General features: G+C 63.6%; 16 protein-coding genes. 9 read left to right on the top strand and 7 right to left on the bottom strand.

The window, feature by feature from the left end:
* Positions 1-155 precede the first annotated feature (155 nt).
* The 3 genes from ACESYO_RS01705 to ACESYO_RS01695 are packed head-to-tail and all read left to right on the top strand — an operon-like array spanning position 156 to position 1,857.
* Complete coding sequence (locus ACESYO_RS01705) at positions 156-683, top strand: RNA polymerase sigma factor (protein WP_058964190.1); 528 nt, start codon at positions 156-158, stop codon at positions 681-683.
* Positions 670-1,044 (top strand): hypothetical protein, encoded by a 375-nt coding sequence (locus tag ACESYO_RS01700; protein WP_058964189.1) that lies wholly within the window; start codon positions 670-672, stop codon positions 1,042-1,044. Before ACESYO_RS01705 ends, ACESYO_RS01700 begins: the two co-directional genes overlap by 14 nt.
* Positions 1,045-1,857 carry a zinc ribbon domain-containing protein gene (locus ACESYO_RS01695; RefSeq protein WP_058964188.1) on the top strand — a complete coding sequence of 271 codons (813 nt, stop codon included), beginning with the start codon at positions 1,045-1,047 and terminating at the stop codon, positions 1,855-1,857. It abuts the gene before it with no gap.
* Positions 1,858-1,934: 77 nt separating this feature from the next.
* Here ACESYO_RS01695 and ACESYO_RS01690 read toward each other — a convergent pair whose 3' ends face one another.
* From ACESYO_RS01690 to ACESYO_RS01680, 3 genes are all read right to left on the bottom strand, one after another.
* Complete coding sequence (locus ACESYO_RS01690; RefSeq protein ID WP_058964187.1) at positions 1,935-2,711, bottom strand: ABC transporter permease; 777 nt, start codon at positions 2,709-2,711, stop codon at positions 1,935-1,937.
* Complete coding sequence (locus ACESYO_RS01685) at positions 2,708-3,334, bottom strand: ABC transporter ATP-binding protein (protein ID WP_058964186.1); 627 nt, start codon at positions 3,332-3,334, stop codon at positions 2,708-2,710. The genes ACESYO_RS01690 and ACESYO_RS01685 overlap by 4 nt, the downstream gene beginning before the upstream one ends.
* A 130-nt stretch (positions 3,335-3,464) precedes the next feature.
* Entirely contained in the window at positions 3,465-4,646 is a 1,182-nt protein-coding gene (locus ACESYO_RS01680; RefSeq protein WP_373209283.1) for a M20 metallopeptidase family protein, read from the bottom strand.
* A gap of 178 nt (positions 4,647-4,824) precedes the next feature.
* Here ACESYO_RS01680 and ACESYO_RS01675 point away from each other — a divergent pair, with 178 nt between their 5' ends.
* Positions 4,825-6,894: a sigma-54 interaction domain-containing protein gene (locus tag ACESYO_RS01675; RefSeq protein WP_373209282.1), complete on the top strand. Its 2,070-nt coding sequence runs from the start codon at positions 4,825-4,827 to the stop codon at positions 6,892-6,894.
* 5 nt (positions 6,895-6,899) lie between these two features.
* Here the strand turns inward: ACESYO_RS01675 and ACESYO_RS01670 are convergent, their stop codons facing one another.
* Entirely contained in the window at positions 6,900-7,022 is a 123-nt protein-coding gene (locus ACESYO_RS01670; protein ID WP_373211178.1) for a hypothetical protein, read from the bottom strand.
* A 143-nt stretch (positions 7,023-7,165) separates the two neighbouring features.
* Here ACESYO_RS01670 and ACESYO_RS01665 point away from each other — a divergent pair, with 143 nt between their 5' ends.
* From ACESYO_RS01665 to ACESYO_RS01655, 3 genes are all read left to right on the top strand, one after another.
* Positions 7,166-8,350 carry a MalY/PatB family protein gene (locus ACESYO_RS01665; protein WP_346672819.1) on the top strand — a complete coding sequence of 395 codons (1,185 nt, stop codon included), beginning with the start codon at positions 7,166-7,168 and terminating at the stop codon, positions 8,348-8,350.
* A 104-nt stretch (positions 8,351-8,454) separates the two neighbouring features.
* The gene (locus ACESYO_RS01660; RefSeq protein WP_373209281.1) at positions 8,455-10,011 is read left to right on the top strand and encodes an AbgT family transporter; all 1,557 of its coding nucleotides are present in this window, start codon (positions 8,455-8,457) and stop codon (positions 10,009-10,011) included.
* Positions 10,012-10,101: 90 nt separating this feature from the next.
* Positions 10,102-11,283: a M24 family metallopeptidase gene (locus ACESYO_RS01655; RefSeq protein ID WP_373209280.1), complete on the top strand. Its 1,182-nt coding sequence runs from the start codon at positions 10,102-10,104 to the stop codon at positions 11,281-11,283.
* Here ACESYO_RS01655 and ACESYO_RS01650 read toward each other — a convergent pair.
* A complete protein-coding gene (locus ACESYO_RS01650; protein WP_373209279.1) occupies positions 11,274-11,417 on the bottom strand; it encodes a hypothetical protein in 144 nt (47 codons plus the stop codon). The genes ACESYO_RS01655 and ACESYO_RS01650 overlap by 10 nt on opposite strands.
* Between ACESYO_RS01650 and ACESYO_RS01645 the strand changes: the two genes are divergently transcribed.
* Positions 11,416-13,110: an FAD-dependent oxidoreductase gene (locus ACESYO_RS01645; protein WP_373209278.1), complete on the top strand. Its 1,695-nt coding sequence runs from the start codon at positions 11,416-11,418 to the stop codon at positions 13,108-13,110. The genes ACESYO_RS01650 and ACESYO_RS01645 overlap by 2 nt on opposite strands.
* An 18-nt stretch (positions 13,111-13,128) precedes the next feature.
* The gene (locus ACESYO_RS01640) at positions 13,129-14,415 is read left to right on the top strand and encodes an L-cysteine desulfidase family protein (RefSeq protein WP_317408167.1); all 1,287 of its coding nucleotides are present in this window, start codon (positions 13,129-13,131) and stop codon (positions 14,413-14,415) included.
* 197 nt (positions 14,416-14,612) lie between these two features.
* Here ACESYO_RS01640 and ACESYO_RS01635 read toward each other — a convergent pair whose 3' ends face one another.
* The gene (locus tag ACESYO_RS01635; protein ID WP_373209277.1) at positions 14,613-16,319 is read right to left on the bottom strand and encodes an alpha-amylase family glycosyl hydrolase; all 1,707 of its coding nucleotides are present in this window, start codon (positions 16,317-16,319) and stop codon (positions 14,613-14,615) included.
* Positions 16,320-16,352: 33 nt separating this feature from the next.
* Positions 16,353-17,318, bottom strand: coding sequence for a nucleoside/nucleotide kinase family protein (locus ACESYO_RS01630; RefSeq protein ID WP_373209276.1), 966 nt, complete (start codon positions 17,316-17,318; stop codon positions 16,353-16,355).
* Positions 17,319-17,335 lie beyond the last annotated feature (17 nt).

Here is a 17,335-nt window from a genome sequence, read left to right as displayed (position 1 = left end):
CGGCGCGTTCCCCTTGCAAAAGAGGAACGCGCTTTTTTGCGGGAAATTTTCAAAAAACCGTGAACCGCCGCCCGCCTTGCGACGATCACCGAATGCAGGGGGAGGAACAAAGCCCCCGGCGCCATGGCATTTTTTCAAAGAGAGGAGAGGACGCGATGCACGCGGAGGAGGTAGCCCGCCTGGTGGACCGCTTCGGGCCGGAAATCTACCGCTACTGCCGCCGGCTCACCGGCGGGGCCCAGCAGGCGGAAGATCTGTATCAGCAGACCTTTTTGAAATGCCTGGAGCTGACCCTCACACTGGACGAACAGAACAACCCCCGGGCGCTGCTGTTCAGCCTGGCGGGCGGCATTTTCAAAAACGAACAGCGCAAGGCCGGGCGGCGGTTGGCCATTGCAAGGCCGGTGGAGCTGGACGCAGACAACGCCCCCGAGCCGCCCGCCCCGGACGACCCGGCCCGAACCGCACAGGAGCGTGCCCAAAGCGCGGCCCTGCTGGCGGCGGTGGACCGGCTGCCCCCGAAACTTCGGATTCCCATCACGCTGGCCTACGGCTTCGACTGGAATCTGGAGGAGATCGCCCGCATGGAAAAGGCCCCGGTGGGCACCATCAAAAGCCGGCTGCACAAGGCCCGGCAACTGCTGAAAAAGGAAATGGAGGCCCAAGGCTATGGAACATTTTGATCTGGACAAGGCCCTGCAGGCCCAGATGCACGTCCCCACCCCCGGCCCCGCGCCGGAGCTGGATGCCGCCCTGAAAGCCAAACTGTGGCAGCGGCAGGAGCAGCTGGACGCCGAGCCCGATGCCCGGGCGGTATCGCTGTGGTGGCTGCCCATGGTGGCCAACTTCATCGTGTGCGGGGTGCCCGCGGTGATCTTCGCGCTGCCCATCATGCCGCTGTGGGCGCATCTGGCCTCCTTCGCCCTTGCCTGGCTGGCGGTGGGCGGTGTGGCGCTCACCTTCATCAGCCTGCGCATGGCGGATCTGCGCGCCGCCACCACCATCTATCTGCCCAAACGAACCCGCAAAAAGGAGGGGTTTTAAATGACCGCAACCGCTCTTCCCATTGTATTTTTTCTGATGATTTTCCTCTGCATGGCATCCAGCCTTGCCTTTGTGGTGCTGATGGCCATCTGGCTGTACAAGGATTCCCGGCTCCACGGTCAGGATCCGGTGCTGTGGGTGCTGATCTGCATTTTTGCCAGCCCCATCATTGCGCTGATCCTTTATCTGGCCTTTGGCCGCAAGCAGACCCTGCTGCCCTGCCAGAGCTGCCAGCAGCCCATTCCCCACACCGCCCAATACTGCGAGCACTGCGGCGCGGCCAACGAACAGTACGGCCAGCCGCTGCCCCGCCGCAAAATGAACGGCCTGTTGAAGGGAGCCATCGCCACCGGGGCGGTGTCCATCCTGAGTGTGGTGTTCATGTTCGTGGCCCTCTTTGCCTTTGCCATGAACGCCGGCGGCGGCTCCCAGACGACGAACTCCACCTCTCTGCCCATCCGTGGCGCATCCTTCACCGTAAACAGTGGCTGGGCACTGATGAGCGCTGAAAACCACAACGAGGGCGTATGGAATTTCAACCTGAACAAATCCAGCAACGGCTACCATCTGGACTCCACCTTCACGCTGGATGACCCGGACGCCCGCACCCTGATGGCCGACGCGGACTGCACCGGCGGCCCCCTGCTGCTGAACATCAGCCAGGACGGCCAGCTGGTGGAGAGCATCGACCTTTCCCGGGCCGAAACCCGGCCGGTGGCCATCCCGCTGGAAAACTGCACCGCCGGAACGGTGGACCTGCAGCTGGTGAACGAGGGCGCCACCGATATTTCCGGCAGCATCTGGGTGGAATAACCCCGCTGCAACAGCAAACAAAAAAGCCTGAGCGGTTTGGAACGCCGCTCAGGCTTTTTACTGTTTGTATAAAATTGTCACAATATTTGATGTTTCTGGTCATACAGGGTGTGCATGCCCAGAAACAGCGAGCCAAAGCTGGCCACGGTGACCACGGTGCAGATGGCGATCATCACCGCAATCTGGTACAGAATGGCCGTGGTGGGCATGGTGCCGGAAAGAATCTGGCCGGTCATCATGCCGGGCAGCGACACGATGCCCATGCCCACCATGGAATTGAGGGTGGGCAGCAGGGCGGTTTCCAGCGCCTGCTTTGCCAGCGGCTGCAAAATCGCGTGGGGCGACGCGCCGAAGCCCAGCAGCGCCTCCACCCGGGCCTTCTGGCCCTGCAGGCTCTCCCGGAAGGTCTTGATGCCCAGCGAGATGCCGGTCATGGTGTTGCCGATGAGCATGCCCGCCAGCGGAATGGTGTACTGGGGGTTGAAGATGTTTTCGCCCACCACCGCGCAGACGAAATAGGCCAGCACGAACACGCCGCTCAAAGCGATGGAGGCCGCGATGATGATCTGGAACCGCCGGTTCAGCCCCGGGTTGCCGCTGAGCACCCGGTGCACCGCAAAGCCGATCATCACCGCCAGATACACCACCACGAACACCGGGTTCGGGTTCTGGAAGATGTAGGACAGCACCAGACCCGCAATCACCAGCTGCACCGTCATCTTCACGCTGGCCACCACCAGCAGGCGGGTCTTTTCCACCCCGCTCTTTTTCATGATGGCGATCACGATGATCAGCAACAGATAAATCAGAGAAAACTGCCAGAGTTGCAGCTGTACGATGCCGCCGCTGTTCATGCTCTCGCCTCCAATCGAATTTCCTCGTCGGCAAATTCATCCACCAGCGAACGGCTGTGGCACACGCACACCACCGTGGTGCCCCGCTGGCGGCAGGCCGCCTTCAGGTTGCCCAGAAATTCCCGGGCGGTCAGCTCATCCAGCGCGGCGGTGGGCTCGTCCAGCAGCAGCACCTTGGGCCGGGCGGAAAGATAAATGGACAAAAACACCCGCTGGCGCTCGCCGCCGGAAAGATTGGCGCAGCTGTCCTCGGGGGAAAGGGGCATGCGGCAGATTTCCAGCGCGTTCACCATCTCGGCCCGGCTCACGCACTCCTCGCCCCGGGCGCCGTAGAAAAAGGCGAACTGGTCGGCCACATTGCCCTCGCACAGATACACCTGCTGGGGCGCCAGCAGCACCTGTTTGCGGTAGTCCAGCACCGGCAGCCCGCCCAGAGGGCTGCCCTTGTATTCAATGCGCCCGGCCGTGGGCAGAACGGTGGCGTTCAGCATCCGCAGCAGCGTGCTTTTGCCGCAGCCGCTGGGGCCGGTGATGAAGGTCATGGAATTTTCCCGGATGTTGATCTCCGGGTAGCGCACCAGATCCTGATATTCAGTTCCGGCGCTCACATGCAGCAGACACATGGAAGCCCTGCCTCCTTTTTGCACAAAGCTTGCGCCGGGTGTTTTCACCCGGCGCTGTTGCCGATTATACTCCACCGTCCCGGTTTTCGCAAGAGGGCCGGGGGCCCTTGTCTGTTGGATTGAGCGCCGGTTATTCTGCGTGGGCGGCCAGCCAGTTGGCGGCGCAGCCCGCCAGCACCGCCGCGCCCAGCGGCAGCACCTCCTCGTTAAAGACCACCGCCGGGTGGTGACTGCCTGCCCGGTTGTAAATCTCCTCCGGGCCGCCTGCGCCGATGCCCATGAACACCGACGGCACCTGCTGGCTCACCTCGGCAAAGTCCTCGCTGCCCATCTGGCGGGGCAGCTCCTCCATCTTTTTGGCGATCCGGCCCGCATAGCCCGCCAGCTCGGCCGCCAGCTCGGGCTGGTTGTGCAGCGAGGCCACCCCGGCCAGGAACTCCACCTCACAGCTGCCCCGGAACAGCGCCGCGGTGCCTTCGCAGATCTCCACCAGCCGCTTGCGGGCGTGGGCCCGGTTGTGGTTGGAGAAGGCCCGGATGCTGCCCTTCATCTCCACCGTTTCCGGAATGGAATTGTGCAGCTCGCCCCCGTGGATGGTGCACACCGTGAGCACCAGCGGATCCTGCGGATCCACCTCCCGGGCGTTCACCTCCTGCAACGCCAGCAGGATGTGCGCCGCGATGGTCAGCGGATCCACCGCGTTCTGGGGAATGGCCCCGTGGCCCGCCTTGCCCCGCACCAGAATGGAAAAGCTGTCCGACGAGGCCAGCGCCGGGCCCTGCCGCCAGGCAAGGGTGCCCACATGCATGGGGCCGGGGAACACATGCAGCGCCATGGCCGCATCCACCGGCGGATTTTTCAGCACGCCCGCTTCCACCATGGCCGCCGCGCCCTTCAGGTTCTCCTCCGAGGGCTGGAACATCAGCTTCACCCGGCCGGGCAGGTCGCCCTCCCGTTCCTTTAAAAGAGCCGCCGCGCCCAGCAGCATGGCGGTGTGCAGGTCGTGGCCGCAGGTGTGGGCGCACTCGCCCTTTGCGGCAAAGTCCAGACCGCTGGCCTCCTGCATCTTCAGCGCGTCCATATCGCCCCGCAGCAGGAACACCGGCCCCTTCTGGGGGCCGACGCATACGGTGAGCCCGCCGCCCAGCCGGGTGGGCTCCAGCCCCATCTGCCGCAGCCGCTGCTCCACATAGGCGGTGGTGCGGGGCAGCTCCATCCCCAGCTCCGGCATGCCGTGCAGCGCCCGACGGTCGGCCCGCAGGGTATCGGCCATGGCGGTTGCCTGCTCATAAAAACGGTTCATCTCAAACATTCGATCAAACGCCCCTTTCCGGTGAATTGGTTCTGCTTTTTTTGCAGCAAATTCCGTGCCAGCGCCGCCCGCCCCGGTCACGTCCGGCTGCGGGGCCGGTTTTCTTGACACCTGCCCCCGCACCATGCCATAATGAGCTCAGAAAAACAGGTTAAACAGGTTGAAATGAGGTGCTTTTATGGTCAAACAACTTGCCATTATCACCTGGGACGCCGCCTCCGCCCAGCTGTATGCCAGCCAGGTGCGGGACTTCTTCGGCGACCAGGTCAATCCCCGGTGTTACAGCACCCAGCTGCAGCCGGATCCGGTGATCGAACCGGCCGACGTGTATCTGGTATCCACCTGCGCCTTTGCCGACCGGGACATCGGCCAGCTGCTGCCCACCGGCGGGCCGGTGGTGCTCAGCGAGGTGCGGGTGACCCGGGAGGGGCTGGAGCGGCTGCTGGCCATTCCCCGCAACACCCGGGCGCTGCTGGTGAACCTGAACCAGTCCATGGCCACCGAGACCATTGCCACCCTGAACCAGCTGGGCGTGACCAACATTCAGTTCATCCCCTGCTACCCCGGTGCGCCGGAGCCGCCCCATGTGCCGCTGGCCATCACCACCGGCGAGCGGCGCTTCGTGCCGGACTGGGCGTCCGAGGTGATCGACCTGGGGCCCCGGCTGCTCAGTGGCAGCACCTTTCTGGAGCTGGCCCATCAGCTGAAATGCGAAAACGCGCTGGACGGCCCCGCCTTCAAGGAATATCTGGCCTCACTGGCCGAGCAGTCCTACGGCATTGAGCAGATGCTCCAGCGTTCGGTGCAGATGGAAAGCCTGTTCGAGCTGTTCGAGCAGGCGCTGGACGCCGGGCTCATCGGCGTGGACGGCGAGGGCATGATCTTCGCCTGCAGCCCCAAGGCCGAGGACATTCTGGGCCTGCCCGCCCAGCAGCTGCTGGAGCGGCGGGTGCAGCAGGCGCTGCCCTTTCTGCCCTTTGCCGAAAGCCTTTCGGCCCAGAAGGCCATCCACAGCCGGCTGGTGGAGATCCACGGAAACCCGGTGTCGGTGAGCATCCACTCCTTCTACCGGGGCGGCGGCAGCCCCACCACCTTCTGTGTGCTCCAGCGCTTCCGGGACGAGGAGCGCCGCCAGCAGAAGATTCGCCGCCAGCTGCTGGGCAAGGGCCATGTGACCAAATACACCTTCGACAGCATCATCGGTGACAGCCCCTGCATGGTGGCCGCCCGCCAGCTGGCCCGCCGGATGGCCGCCAGCAATGCCTCCATCCTGATCAGCGGCGAGAGCGGCACCGGCAAGGAGCTGTTCGCCCATGCCATCCACGCGGCCAGCCCCCGGGCCAAGGAGCCCTTTGTGGCCATCAACTGCGCCGCCATTCCGGACGCGCTGCTGGAAAGCCAGCTGTTCGGCTACGAGGAGGGCGCCTTCACCGGGGCAAAAAAGGGCGGCCACATCGGCTTCTTCGAGGCCGCCCGCAGCGGCACTCTGTTTCTGGACGAGATCGAGGCCATGAGCCCCATGCTGCAGGTGAAGCTGCTGCGGGTGCTGCAGGAAAAGGAGATCGTGCGGCTGGGCGGCGTGGACGTGATCTATGTGGACGTGCGCATCATCGCGGCCTCCAACGTGGATCTGAGCGCCGAGGTGCACAGCGGGCGCTTCCGGCGGGATCTGTTCTACCGGCTGAGCGTGCTGCCGCTGCAGCTGCCCCCGCTGCGCCAGCGGGGCGGCGACGTGCTGCTGCTTCTGCGGCGCATTCAGGAGGGCATCGGCGCCCGGTTCGAGCTTTCGCCCGCGGCGGCCCAGCGGCTGCTGCGCCATCGGTGGGAGGGCAACGTGCGGGAGCTGCGCAACTGCGTGGAATATCTGGCTTATCTGGAAAAGCCCCTCATTGAACCGGAGGATCTGCCGGTGACCCTGCTGGCCGCCGAACCCCAGACCCCCGCGGCCGAGCCCGCCCAGGCCGCCCAGCTGCGCCGCCTGGCCGGCGACCGGCTGGAAAGCTACCTGTTTTTGCTGGAGCAGCTGGCCGCCAGCCGGTCGCTGGGGCGGCAGGCGCTGGAGGCCCGGGCCGCTGCGGCGGGCCTTGCCCTCAGCCAGCAGAACATCCGCACCATGGCTGCCCAGCTGGAGCAGCTGGGGCTTGTGAGCATCCAGAAGGGCCGGGCGGGCACCTGCATCACCCCGCAGGGGCTGGAGCTGCTGGCGGCCATGAGCCAAACTGGTTCCCATCAGGCCACAAACTGGTGAACAATTCAACCTATTTCATCCATTTTTCCACCTGTTTTGGAGAATCTTCTGAAAAAACAGGCCAGATTGGTTGATTTTTTCGGGACAAAAGCCGGCGATTCCTCGTGGATTTTTTGACGATTTTCCACAAATCGAACAGGTTCTGTTTAGCCATTGCGCCGGTTTTTTTGTTTTTCTGCTGGAAATCGCCTTCCTTGGCCCGATTCTTGCTATATCATAAACCGAAAGGGGCGGCACGCCGCCCAGAGCCCACGCAAAAGGAGACGACGCTATGAAATACGATTTCGACCGCCCCATCGACCGGTGGAACAATTTCGCCGCCAAGTACGACGAGATGGAGGCCCGCTTCGGCCGCAGGGACCTGATCCCCATGTGGATCGCCGACATGGATCTGATGACCGCCCAGCCCATTCTGGACGCCATCGACGCGCGCAACCGGCAGGGCATCTTCGGCTACACCAGCCGCCCGGACTCCTATTTTGAAGCGGTTTGCCAGTGGCAGGAAAAGCGCAACGGCTGGAAGCCGGATCCGGCGCTGTGCCTGTATACGCTGGGCGTGGTGCCGGCGCTGTGCACCTTTGTGCGGGAATTCTCCAAGCCCGGCGACGAGATTCTGTTCACCACCCCCGTTTACGGCGAGTTCTTCGACTCGGTGGAAAACTGGGGCCGCAAGTGCCTGACCGTTCCCCTGAAGGAAGAAAACGGCTACTACTCCATGGACTTCGAGGCCTTTGAGGAGGCGCTCAAGCGCCGCCCGCCCCTGTTCATCCTGTGCAACCCCCACAACCCGGTGGGCCGCGCCTGGACTGCCGACGAGCTGCGCCGCATGGGCGAATTGTGCGTGCAGTACGGCACCCTGATCATCAGCGACGAGATTCACAGCGACCTGATGCTCTTCGGCCACAAGCACATTCCCATGGCCACCGTGAGCGAGGAGATCGCCGCCAACACCATCACCTGCACCTCCGCCACCAAGACCTTCAATCTGGCGGGCCTGCAGGCGGCCACCCTGATGTTCCCCAACGAGAAGCTGCGGGATACCTATCAGGCCTTCTGGAAATCCATGGACGTGCACCGCAACAACTCCTTCAGCCTGGTGGCGGTGGAGGCCGCCTTCCGTTACGGCGAGGAGTGGCTGGAGCAGCTGCTGGCCCATCTGGAGCGCAACGTGAAATACGTGGAGGACTACCTGAAGGAGAACATCCCGGAAATCACCCTGCACCGGCCGGAATGCACCTATCTTCTGTGGCTGAACTGCAAAGGTCTGGGCCTTGCGGGCGACGCGCTGCCCCAGTTCATGATCAACGAGGCACACCTGGCCCTGAACGACGGCCGGGGCTTCGGCAAGACCGAGGGCGAGGGCTACATGCGCATGAACATTGCCTGCCCGATGTGCACCCTGGAAAAGGCCATGGCTCAGCTGAAGGCTGCCGTGGACAAACACATGGGCCGCTGAAAATCGGCCCCCTGAATGCGGATCAAACTCTTCGCGGCGGAGGAGAGTGTGATAAAGGCGGCATTGCCGCCGGAGAGAGAAATCATTTATAAGGAGGAATCCCCATGGCAAAAAGCAATTCCCTGCAAAAGAAAAGCCTGGTGGTTCGTGCGCTGGACAGCATCGAACGTGCGGGCAACGCCCTGCCCAGCCCGGCTACCATCTTCCTGGTCCTGACCATCGCGGTCATGATCATCTCGGCCATCTGCGCAAAGCTTGGCGTGTCGGTCACCTACGAGACCATCGACACCGCCAACGGCAACGCCATCGTTGAGACCACCGTTTCCGCGGTGAACCTGCTCTCGGTGGAATCCATCCGCGACCTGATCACCAAGATGGTCACCAACTTTACCTCGTTCTTCGCTCTGGGCACTGTGTTCACCATCATCCTGGGCGTGAGCGTGGCCGACGGTTCCGGCATGCTGTCCGCCCTGCTGCGCAAGGCGGCCACCTCTGCCCCCCGCAGCCTGGTCACCGCCATGGTGGTGTTCCTGGGCATCATGTCCAACATCGCCTCCTCCACCGGCTACGTTGTGCTGGTTCCCCTGGGCGCGATTCTGTTCATGGCCTTTGGCCGCCATCCCATCGCGGGCCTGGCCGCTGCCTTCGCCGGTGTATCCGGCGGCTGGAGCGCCAACCTGCTGATCGGCACCAACGACCCCATGTTCGCGGGCATGTCCACCCAGGCTGCCAACATGCTGGATCCCAACTATGTGGTGTCGCCCCTGTGCAACTGGTTCTTCATGTTTGCTTCCACCTTCGTGATCACCGCCATCGGCACCTTCGTGACCGACAAAATCGTTGAGCCCCGTCTGGGCAAATACGAGGGCGCCATCGAGGGCGAGAGCAACGACCTGACCGCTGCCGAGAAGCGCGGCCTGAAGTTCGCCGGCATCGCCGCTCTCATCTACATCGTTCTGATCCTGATCGCCGTGGTTCCTACCAACGGCCTGCTGCGCAGCGAGACCGGCGGTTTCCTGCAGAGCCCCTTCATGAGCGGCATCATCTTCATCATGATGCTTCTGTTCCTCATCCCCGGCATCGCCTTCGGCGTGGGCGCCGGCACCATCCATAACGACAAGGACGTTGTGGACCTGATGACCAAGGGCATCTCGGGCCTTTCCGGCTTCATGGTGCTGATCTTCTTCGCCGCTCAGTTCACCAACTTCTTCACCTACTCCAACCTGGGCACCATCCTGTCTGTTGCAGGCGCCAACTTCCTGGAGAACATCGGCTTCGTGGGCCTGCCTCTGATCGTTGCCCTGATCCTGCTCACCGCCATCATCAACCTGTTCATCGCGGTGGACAGCGCCAAGTGGGCCATCATGGCTCCCGTGTTTGTGCCCATGTTCATGCGTCTGGGCATGTCTCCCGAGCTGACTCAGGCGGCCTACCGCATCGGCGACTCCTGCACCAACATCATCGCCCCCACCATGCCCTTCTTCGTGCTGACCGTGGCCTTCTTCCAGAAGTACGACAAGAAGGCCGGTATCGGCACCGTGGTTTCCACCATGCTGCCCTACTCTCTGGGCTTTTTGCTGGGCTGGATCGTGCTGTTCATTGTATGGTACGTTCTGGGCCTGCCTCTGGGACCCGGCTCCCCCATGTTCTACCCCGCCTGATCCCATCTGCCGGTTTTGTAAGGAGCCGCGCGCGCCGCTGCGCCCGCGGCCCTTTTCCGTTACATCCATCACTCAAAGGAGGATTGTTCCATGCTTCCCAAAGAAAACCGAATCAAGGAGCTTCTGCGTGAAAAAGGCCTGGACGGCGCCATCGTCTCCTCGCCGGAAAACTTCCATTATGTGACCGGCTTCGCCGGCCATCAGCACACCGTGTCCCGCCAGGCGGGCTTTTCCATCGCGGTGGTCAGCGCCCGGGAGGATGTGCCCACCCAGCTGACCACCATGGACTTTGAGGTGCCCACCTTCGAGATCAAGAGCGCAGGCCGCTTCATCGTGCGCAAATACGACACCTGGGTCGGCGTAAAGACCTGGGACGAGATTGCCAACGGCGCCGTTGTGCCCGCCCCCGCGGTGATGGAAAGCTCTTCCGACATCCTGGCCAAAATGGTGCGGGAGATGGATCTGGCGGACAAGAAGCTGGGCGTTGAGCTGGATTATCTGCCCGTGGGCTACTACAACAACCTGTGCGGCATGTTCCCGGAGGCAAAATTCGAGAACATTTCCGAGCTGTTCGTCTACGCCCGCAGCGTCAAGACCAGCGAGGAGATCGAGATGTTCCGCACCCTGTGCCGCGCAGCGGACGAGGGCTTCACCGCCGTGAGCCGCATCGCCCGCCCCGGCGTGAGCGAGCGGGAACTGGTAAACGAGTTCCGCCGCACCGTGATCGCCACCGGCGTGGCCGCGCCCAGTTCCTGGTCCATGTTCTCCACCGGCGAGAGCGGCAGCCGCCTGACCATTCCCGGCGACGCGGTGATTCAGAAGGGCGACGTGGTGAAGTTTGACGCGGGCGTGAACGCCGAGTTCGACTTCTACACCACCGACACCTCCCGCGCCTGGGTGATGGAGGGCGCCGACCCGGCGCTGTACAAGCTGAAGGACCGGCTGTATGAGGCCCAGCGGCGGATGATCGCCGCCGCCAAGCCCGGCCTGCCCATCAACGAGCTGTACCACATCGCCTACGACTACGTGAAGGAGATGTTCCCCAGCTACCGCCGGGGCCATCAGGGCCACAGCATCAGCATGGGCCCCGCCACCGCCGAAGCCCCCTACATCAACCCCACCACCACCCGGCCGCTGGAGGCGGGCATGGTGCTGGCCATGGAAGTGCCCTGCTACATCGGCGGGGTGCAGGGCTTCAACATCGAGGACATGGTGCTGATTACCCCGGAGGGCTGCGAGGTGCTGACCCCCAACACCCCCCATTACCTGTAATTTTTTCCCTTTTCCCATTCCCGAACCCAATTCCCCCTGACCCAAACCGTTTTTGATTTTTCAAGGCGGCGCCGCTCCACCCCGGGCAGCGCCGCCCCCATCCCATTTTTTCCGAAAGGCAGGGAACGTTCCATGAAAATTCTGATTGTGGGCGGTGTGGCCGGCGGCGCCGGCACCGCTGCCCGGCTGCGCCGCAACGACGAAAACGCCCAGATCATCCTGTTTGAAAAGGGCGAGTACATCTCGTTTGCCAACTGCGGCCTGCCCTACTACATCGGCGGCGCCATCACCGAACGGGAGGCGCTGCAGCTGCAGACCCCCGAGGCCTTCCACGCCCGTTTCAACGTGGATGTGCGGGTGCAAAGCGAGGTGCTTTCGGTGAACAGCGCCGAAAAGACCGTGGCCGTGAAGAACCACGCCACCGGCGAAACCTACACCGAAAGCTACGACGCGCTGGTGCTCTCGCCGGGCGCTTCGCCCATCCGCCCGCCCTTTGAGGGCATCGAGAAAAACCATGTGTTCACCCTGCGCAACATTCCGGACACCTACGCCATCTACGACCACATTGCCGCCGCCTGCCCCCGCACCGCCGCCGTGATCGGCGCCGGCTTCATCGGGCTGGAAATGGCGGAAAATCTGGCCGACCGGGGCATCGCCGTGTCGGTGATTGAGGGCGCGGACCACGTGATGGCTCCGCTGGACGGCGACATGGCCCATCTGGTACACAACCGCATCCGCGCCGCGGGCATGGGGCTGTATCTGGGCAAAAAGTGCGCCGGCTTCACCGAAAACAGCGTGCTGCTGGAAAGCGGCGAGGCCGTGCCCGCCGACATGGTGATCCTGTCCATCGGCGTGCGGCCGGAAACCGCCTTCCTGGCGGGCAGCGGCGTGGAGCTGGGCGCGCGGGGCGAAATTCTGGTAAACGAGCAGCTGCGCACCAGCGTGCCGGACATCTACGCGCTGGGCGACGCGGCCACCGTGACCAATCTGGTGAGCGGGGCGCGGCAGGTGATTCCGCTGGCAGGCCCCGCCAACAAGCAGGCCCGCATTGTGGCGAATGTGATCTGCGGCAAAAACGCAGCCTACAAGGGCAGCATCGGCACCTCGGTGATGAAGTTCTTCGACATGACCGTGGCCGCCGCCGGTGAAAAGGAGGAAAGCCTGCGCGCTGCCGGCACCGCCTACCGCAAGAGCTACACCGTATCCGCCAGCCACGCGGGCTACTACCCGGGCGGCACCCAGATGTTCGTGAAGCTGCTCTACAGCCCCGAGGGCCGGGTGCTGGGCGCCCAGATCGTGGGCGGCGAAGGGGTGGACAAGCGCATCGACGCGCTGGCCATCGCCATCCGGTTCGGCATGACCGTGTATGATCTGGAGGAGATGGAGCTGGCCTACGCGCCCCCCTTCTCCAGCGCGAAGGACCCGGTGAACATGGCGGGCTTTGTGGCCCAGAACGTTCTGGAGGGCGGCGTGGAGCTGTTCTATGCCGAGGACGTGGACAGCCTGCCCGAGGACGCCGTGAAGCTGGACGTGCGCAACCCGGAGGAGCTGGCCGAGCTGGGCGAGATTCCGGGCTTTGTGAACATTCCGCTGAATCAGCTGCGCCAGCGGCTGGATGAGATCGACCTGACCCGGCCAGTGTATGTGACCTGTCAGGTGGGCCTGCGGGGCTATGTGGCCGCCCGCATCCTTGCGCAGAAGGGCGCAAAGGTGTATGATCTTTCCGGCGGGTACGCCTTCTACAATGCCCGCCGAACCGATCTGGCCGGCCGGGCGGACAGGGGCGGCAACACCTGCGCCGCCTGCGGCATGCAGATCACACGATAAAAAGGAGCGCAAAACAAAATGCTGGACCGTACTGTTTACGATACCTATGTTCGAATCCTCACCCGCGAGCTGGTGCCCGCGCTGGGCTGCACCGAGCCCATTGCCATTGCGCTGGCGGCCGCCAAGGCCCGGGAGGCGCTGGGCGAGGAGCCCCGCCGCCTGCTGGTGAAGTGCAGCGGCAACATCATCAAGAATGCCAAGGGCGTGATCGTGCCCACCACCGGCAACATGCGCGGCATCGACACCAGCGCCGTGCTGGGCGCGCTGGCAGGCTGCCCCGCGCTGGGGCTGGAGGTGCTGAGCAAGGTTGGCCCCGCCGATCTGGAGGCCACCCGCCAGATGCTGGCCCAGGGCGTCTGCACCGTGGAGCTGCTGGACACCCCCTCCCGCCTGCACATCATTGTGGAGATCACCGGTGACAATCACACCGCTCTGGCCGAGATCCGGGATGAGCACACCAACGTGGTGCGCATCGAGCGGGACGGCGAGCGCCTGTTCTACAAGGAAGTGGAAGAGGTGGCCGACGAGGACGACACCGATCTGGAAGCCCTGAATCTGGCGGATATTCTGGAATTTGCCAACACCGTTGATCTGGAGGACGTGCGCCCCGTCATCAAGCGGCAGATCGAATACAACACCCGCATTGCCCAGGAGGGCATGACCCACGCCTACGGCGGCCGGGTGGGCGCGACCCTGATGCGCCACTACGGCGGCGACGTGCGGGTACGGGCCCGTGCGCTGGCCGCCGCGGGCAGCGACGCCCGCATGGGCGGCTGCGTGCTGCCGGTGGTCATCAACTCCGGCAGCGGCAATCAGGGCATCACCTGCTCGGTGCCCATCATCGTGTACGCTAAGTATCTGGCTGCCACCGAGGAAACCCTGTACCGGGCGCTGGTGCTGAGCAACCTGACCGCCCTGCTGCAGAAGCGGGGCATCGGCCGGCTGAGCGCCTTCTGCGGCGCGGTGTGCGCGGCCTGCGGCAGCGGCGCGGGCATCACCTACCTGCACGGCGGCGACTACGACGCCATCAGCCGCACCATCACCAACACGCTGGCCAACGCCTCCGGCATCGTGTGCGACGGCGCCAAGGGCAGCTGCGCCGCCAAGATCGCCACCTCGGTGGATGCGGCCATCCTTGCCCATGAGATGTCGCTGGACGGCAACACCTTCGGCGCAGGCGAAGGTCTGGTGAAGGAAAACGTGGAAAAGACCATCGCCAGCATCGGCCGCATGGCCGCCGACGGCATGCGCGAGACCGACAGCGAGATTCTGCGCATCATGATCGATCAGGGCTCCGGCTGCTGATGGATCCCCCTTTGTAAAAACCATCTTTTTCCTCTTCTCTCTTTAAGGAATACCGCGCAGCTCCGGCATCCGCCGGGAATTGCGCGGTATTTCCTTATAAAAAGGCCGGGGGCCGCATGGTAAACTTCCACGCGGCCCCCGGCCTTTTATGATTGCACGATAAGGTGAGAAAAAAGCAGGAATTTGTGCGGCAGGGCTCAGCCCTCCTGGAACACCACTTCGCTCTTGCCGTTCTCGCCCACCTCAATGGCAAAGCGATCGGCGGCAAGATCCATGGTCAGGGCGGCGGTGTGGCCCTCCTTTTCCCAGCGCAGGGTCAGCTGGGCGGGAGCGGGATTCTCCACGGTGAGCCTGGCGTCCCAGCCGAAGGCGGGGCAGCTGTTGCGCAGGCGCAGCAGCTCCAGCTGGCGGCGCACCACCGGCTGCTCCAGCTTTTCCACCGCCTGCTCCAGACTCAGGTTGGTGCGGTTGATCTCCTTGTGGCCCGCACCGCCGCCGCGGCGCACCGCCTCCAGATCGTTTTCGCCCGCGAACAGGTCCAGATACCACACCTGGGGCTTGCCGGGCATGAACAGCTGCAGGGCCCGGGCCATCAGCATCTTCCGGTCGCTGGCGCCCAGGGCGCTGTAATAGGTGCAGTTCACCTGATAGTACATGTTCTTCGCGCCGTGCAGATCCTTTACAAGACCGCCGCGGCCCTTCAGGGTCTCCACCATGGCCTGAATGCGCTCCTCGGGCAGCAGGCCCTTCAGATCCAGCAGGGGGATACCGTCGTGGCAGCCCAGCATGTTCACCACACGCATGCCCTTTTGCTGAATGTCGTCGATCCAGCGCACCAGATATTCAAAATTCTTGTGCTCGAAGGCATCCAGAATCAGGCCGGGCAGGAAGAAGTCGTAGGTCATGCAGCCCGCCTCGCACAGCTTCTCGTGGGTCTTTTCCCCATAGCTGGCGTGGATTTCGGGCAGGATGCTCAGGCCGTATTTTTCGGCAATGCCGCCCACTTTCTGCAGCATCTGCCAGGTGTCCGGCTCATTCAGGAAGTTCTTGGCGCCGGGGGTCTTGGGGGCGTAGGCAAAAGCGTCCAGACGGATGATCTTGGCACCGTAGTCCGCCAGCTTGTGCAGGGTCTCGTCGTAGAACTCCCACACCAGCGGGGAGGCCACGTTCAGGTCCATCTGGCCCAGATAGCTGCGGCGGCTTTCCAGATGATCCACCACGGCGGCCTTGTGGGCCTCGAACTCACCGAAGTTCATGGCGGCGGGCTTTTCGCCCCGCTCCAGCGCGGCGTTCACCAGCTCGGCAATGCGGCTGGCCGCCTGATACTGGATGCCCAGGCTTTCCACCAGCTCGCTGGCGTCCACCTTGCGGTAGCGCACCTCCTGATAGAAGGTGTTCCAGTAGGGCACCTCGCTGCCGTCCGGCATGCGCACCATCAGGATGGGCAGGCCGGGCTTGCGGAAGAACATATCCTTGATTTTTTCCTCGTCCGGCTGGATGTAGCCCTCTTCGGTCATCTTGCCGTGGCCCTCCCAGAACCTGTTCCAGTTGATGAAAAAGTCCTTGTAGCGGGAGTTCTCGCCGTTTTTCAGCAGATCCTGAAACTGGGGCGACAGCACCGAGGCGTGGTTCAGGATCAGGTCGAATTTCAGGTCAATGCCCAATTTGCGCAGCGCGTCCAGATCGGCCTGACCGGCGTAGCACTCGTTCAGGTTGTAGTCGATCACCGAGAAGCCCCGGTCCAGATCGGTGTTGAAGATGCTGGGCAGGATGTAGAAGGCGTCGAAGGCGCCCTTCATCTCGCCCCGGCCCAGCAGGGCCACGATGTCGGCCAGCGTGCCGCCCATGCTGTCCGGATAGGCATTCAGCATCACGCCGGCGGAAAGTGCGGTTTTGTTTTCCATTGCTCGGTTCCCCTTTCTCTTTTCTCGCGCCGCTCAGGCGTTGGCCATCAGGGCCTGATACTCGGCGTAGCTGAGCAGCTCGCCGCTCTTGGACAGAATCACAGCCGCCTTATGGGCCTGAGAGGCCAGCAGGCCCTGCTCGATCTCCAGCACCATGGTGGTGAAGGGGCTGTCCACCTTGCCGTCCCGGTTGCGCTCACGGCGGTGGGCCATGGTCTCGGCAGGGGTGCTGTTCAGCAGCACCGGCAGATCCACACCGGCCAGATGGTCGTTGTTGCTGTGGGTCCACTCGATGATCAGCACGCTGGTTTCGGAGAAGTCCACGGTCTCGGCCCACAGCTCGCTGGGGCGGCGGCCCATCCGCTTCAGGGAAATCTGCTCCGCGCCCGCCTGGAACTGGGCGATGATGCTGTTCACCCGGTCGAAGTCAATTTCATTGGGGGTGCCCAGATAGCCCTTCAGGCCACGGCGGCCTGCCGCCTGATAGGCGCTCAGCCAGCCGTACTCGGCGCACAGGGCGGGGTCGGCGTCCCGGTCCTCTTCCATCAGCTGGTGCAGCTGCTCGCTCACCTGAGCGGTGTGCAGGCCGGCGGCCACCAGACCCTTCAGGCCGGTGTCCCGGAACACCCGCAGGCGCTCGGCGTCGTTGTACTCGGGGATGCGGTGGGGGTAGTTGTCGCCGGAGAGGATGTAGCTCTTGGCGCCCAGCTGGCCCAGATACCAGCCCAGCAGGGACGCGGTCTCGCTCTTGCCCACGCCGGAGCCGCCGCACACACTGAGCACGCAGCGCTGCAGGGGTTTATTTTCCAGAGCGGCGATCATCTTGTCCACCAGAGCGGGCAGGATGGTCTTTGCCTTGGCCACATGGCTCTCGGTGATGAGCACCTTATCGCCGGGCATGTCGCCGTGGGGAATCTCGGCGGGCAGGGTCATGGAATCCAGACGCTCGGCCAGACCCTCGCGGGCGGCCTTCAGGGTATTCAGCAGAGTATTGTTCATGATGTGATTTCTCCTTT

Origin of the sequence: Allofournierella massiliensis (assembly GCF_964241245.1) — a bacterium.
Classification (GTDB): Bacteria; Bacillota; Clostridia; order Oscillospirales; family Ruminococcaceae; genus Allofournierella; species Allofournierella massiliensis.
The sequence above is the reverse complement of the archived record's forward strand: the minus strand, read 5'-3'. Positions and strand labels throughout refer to the sequence as shown.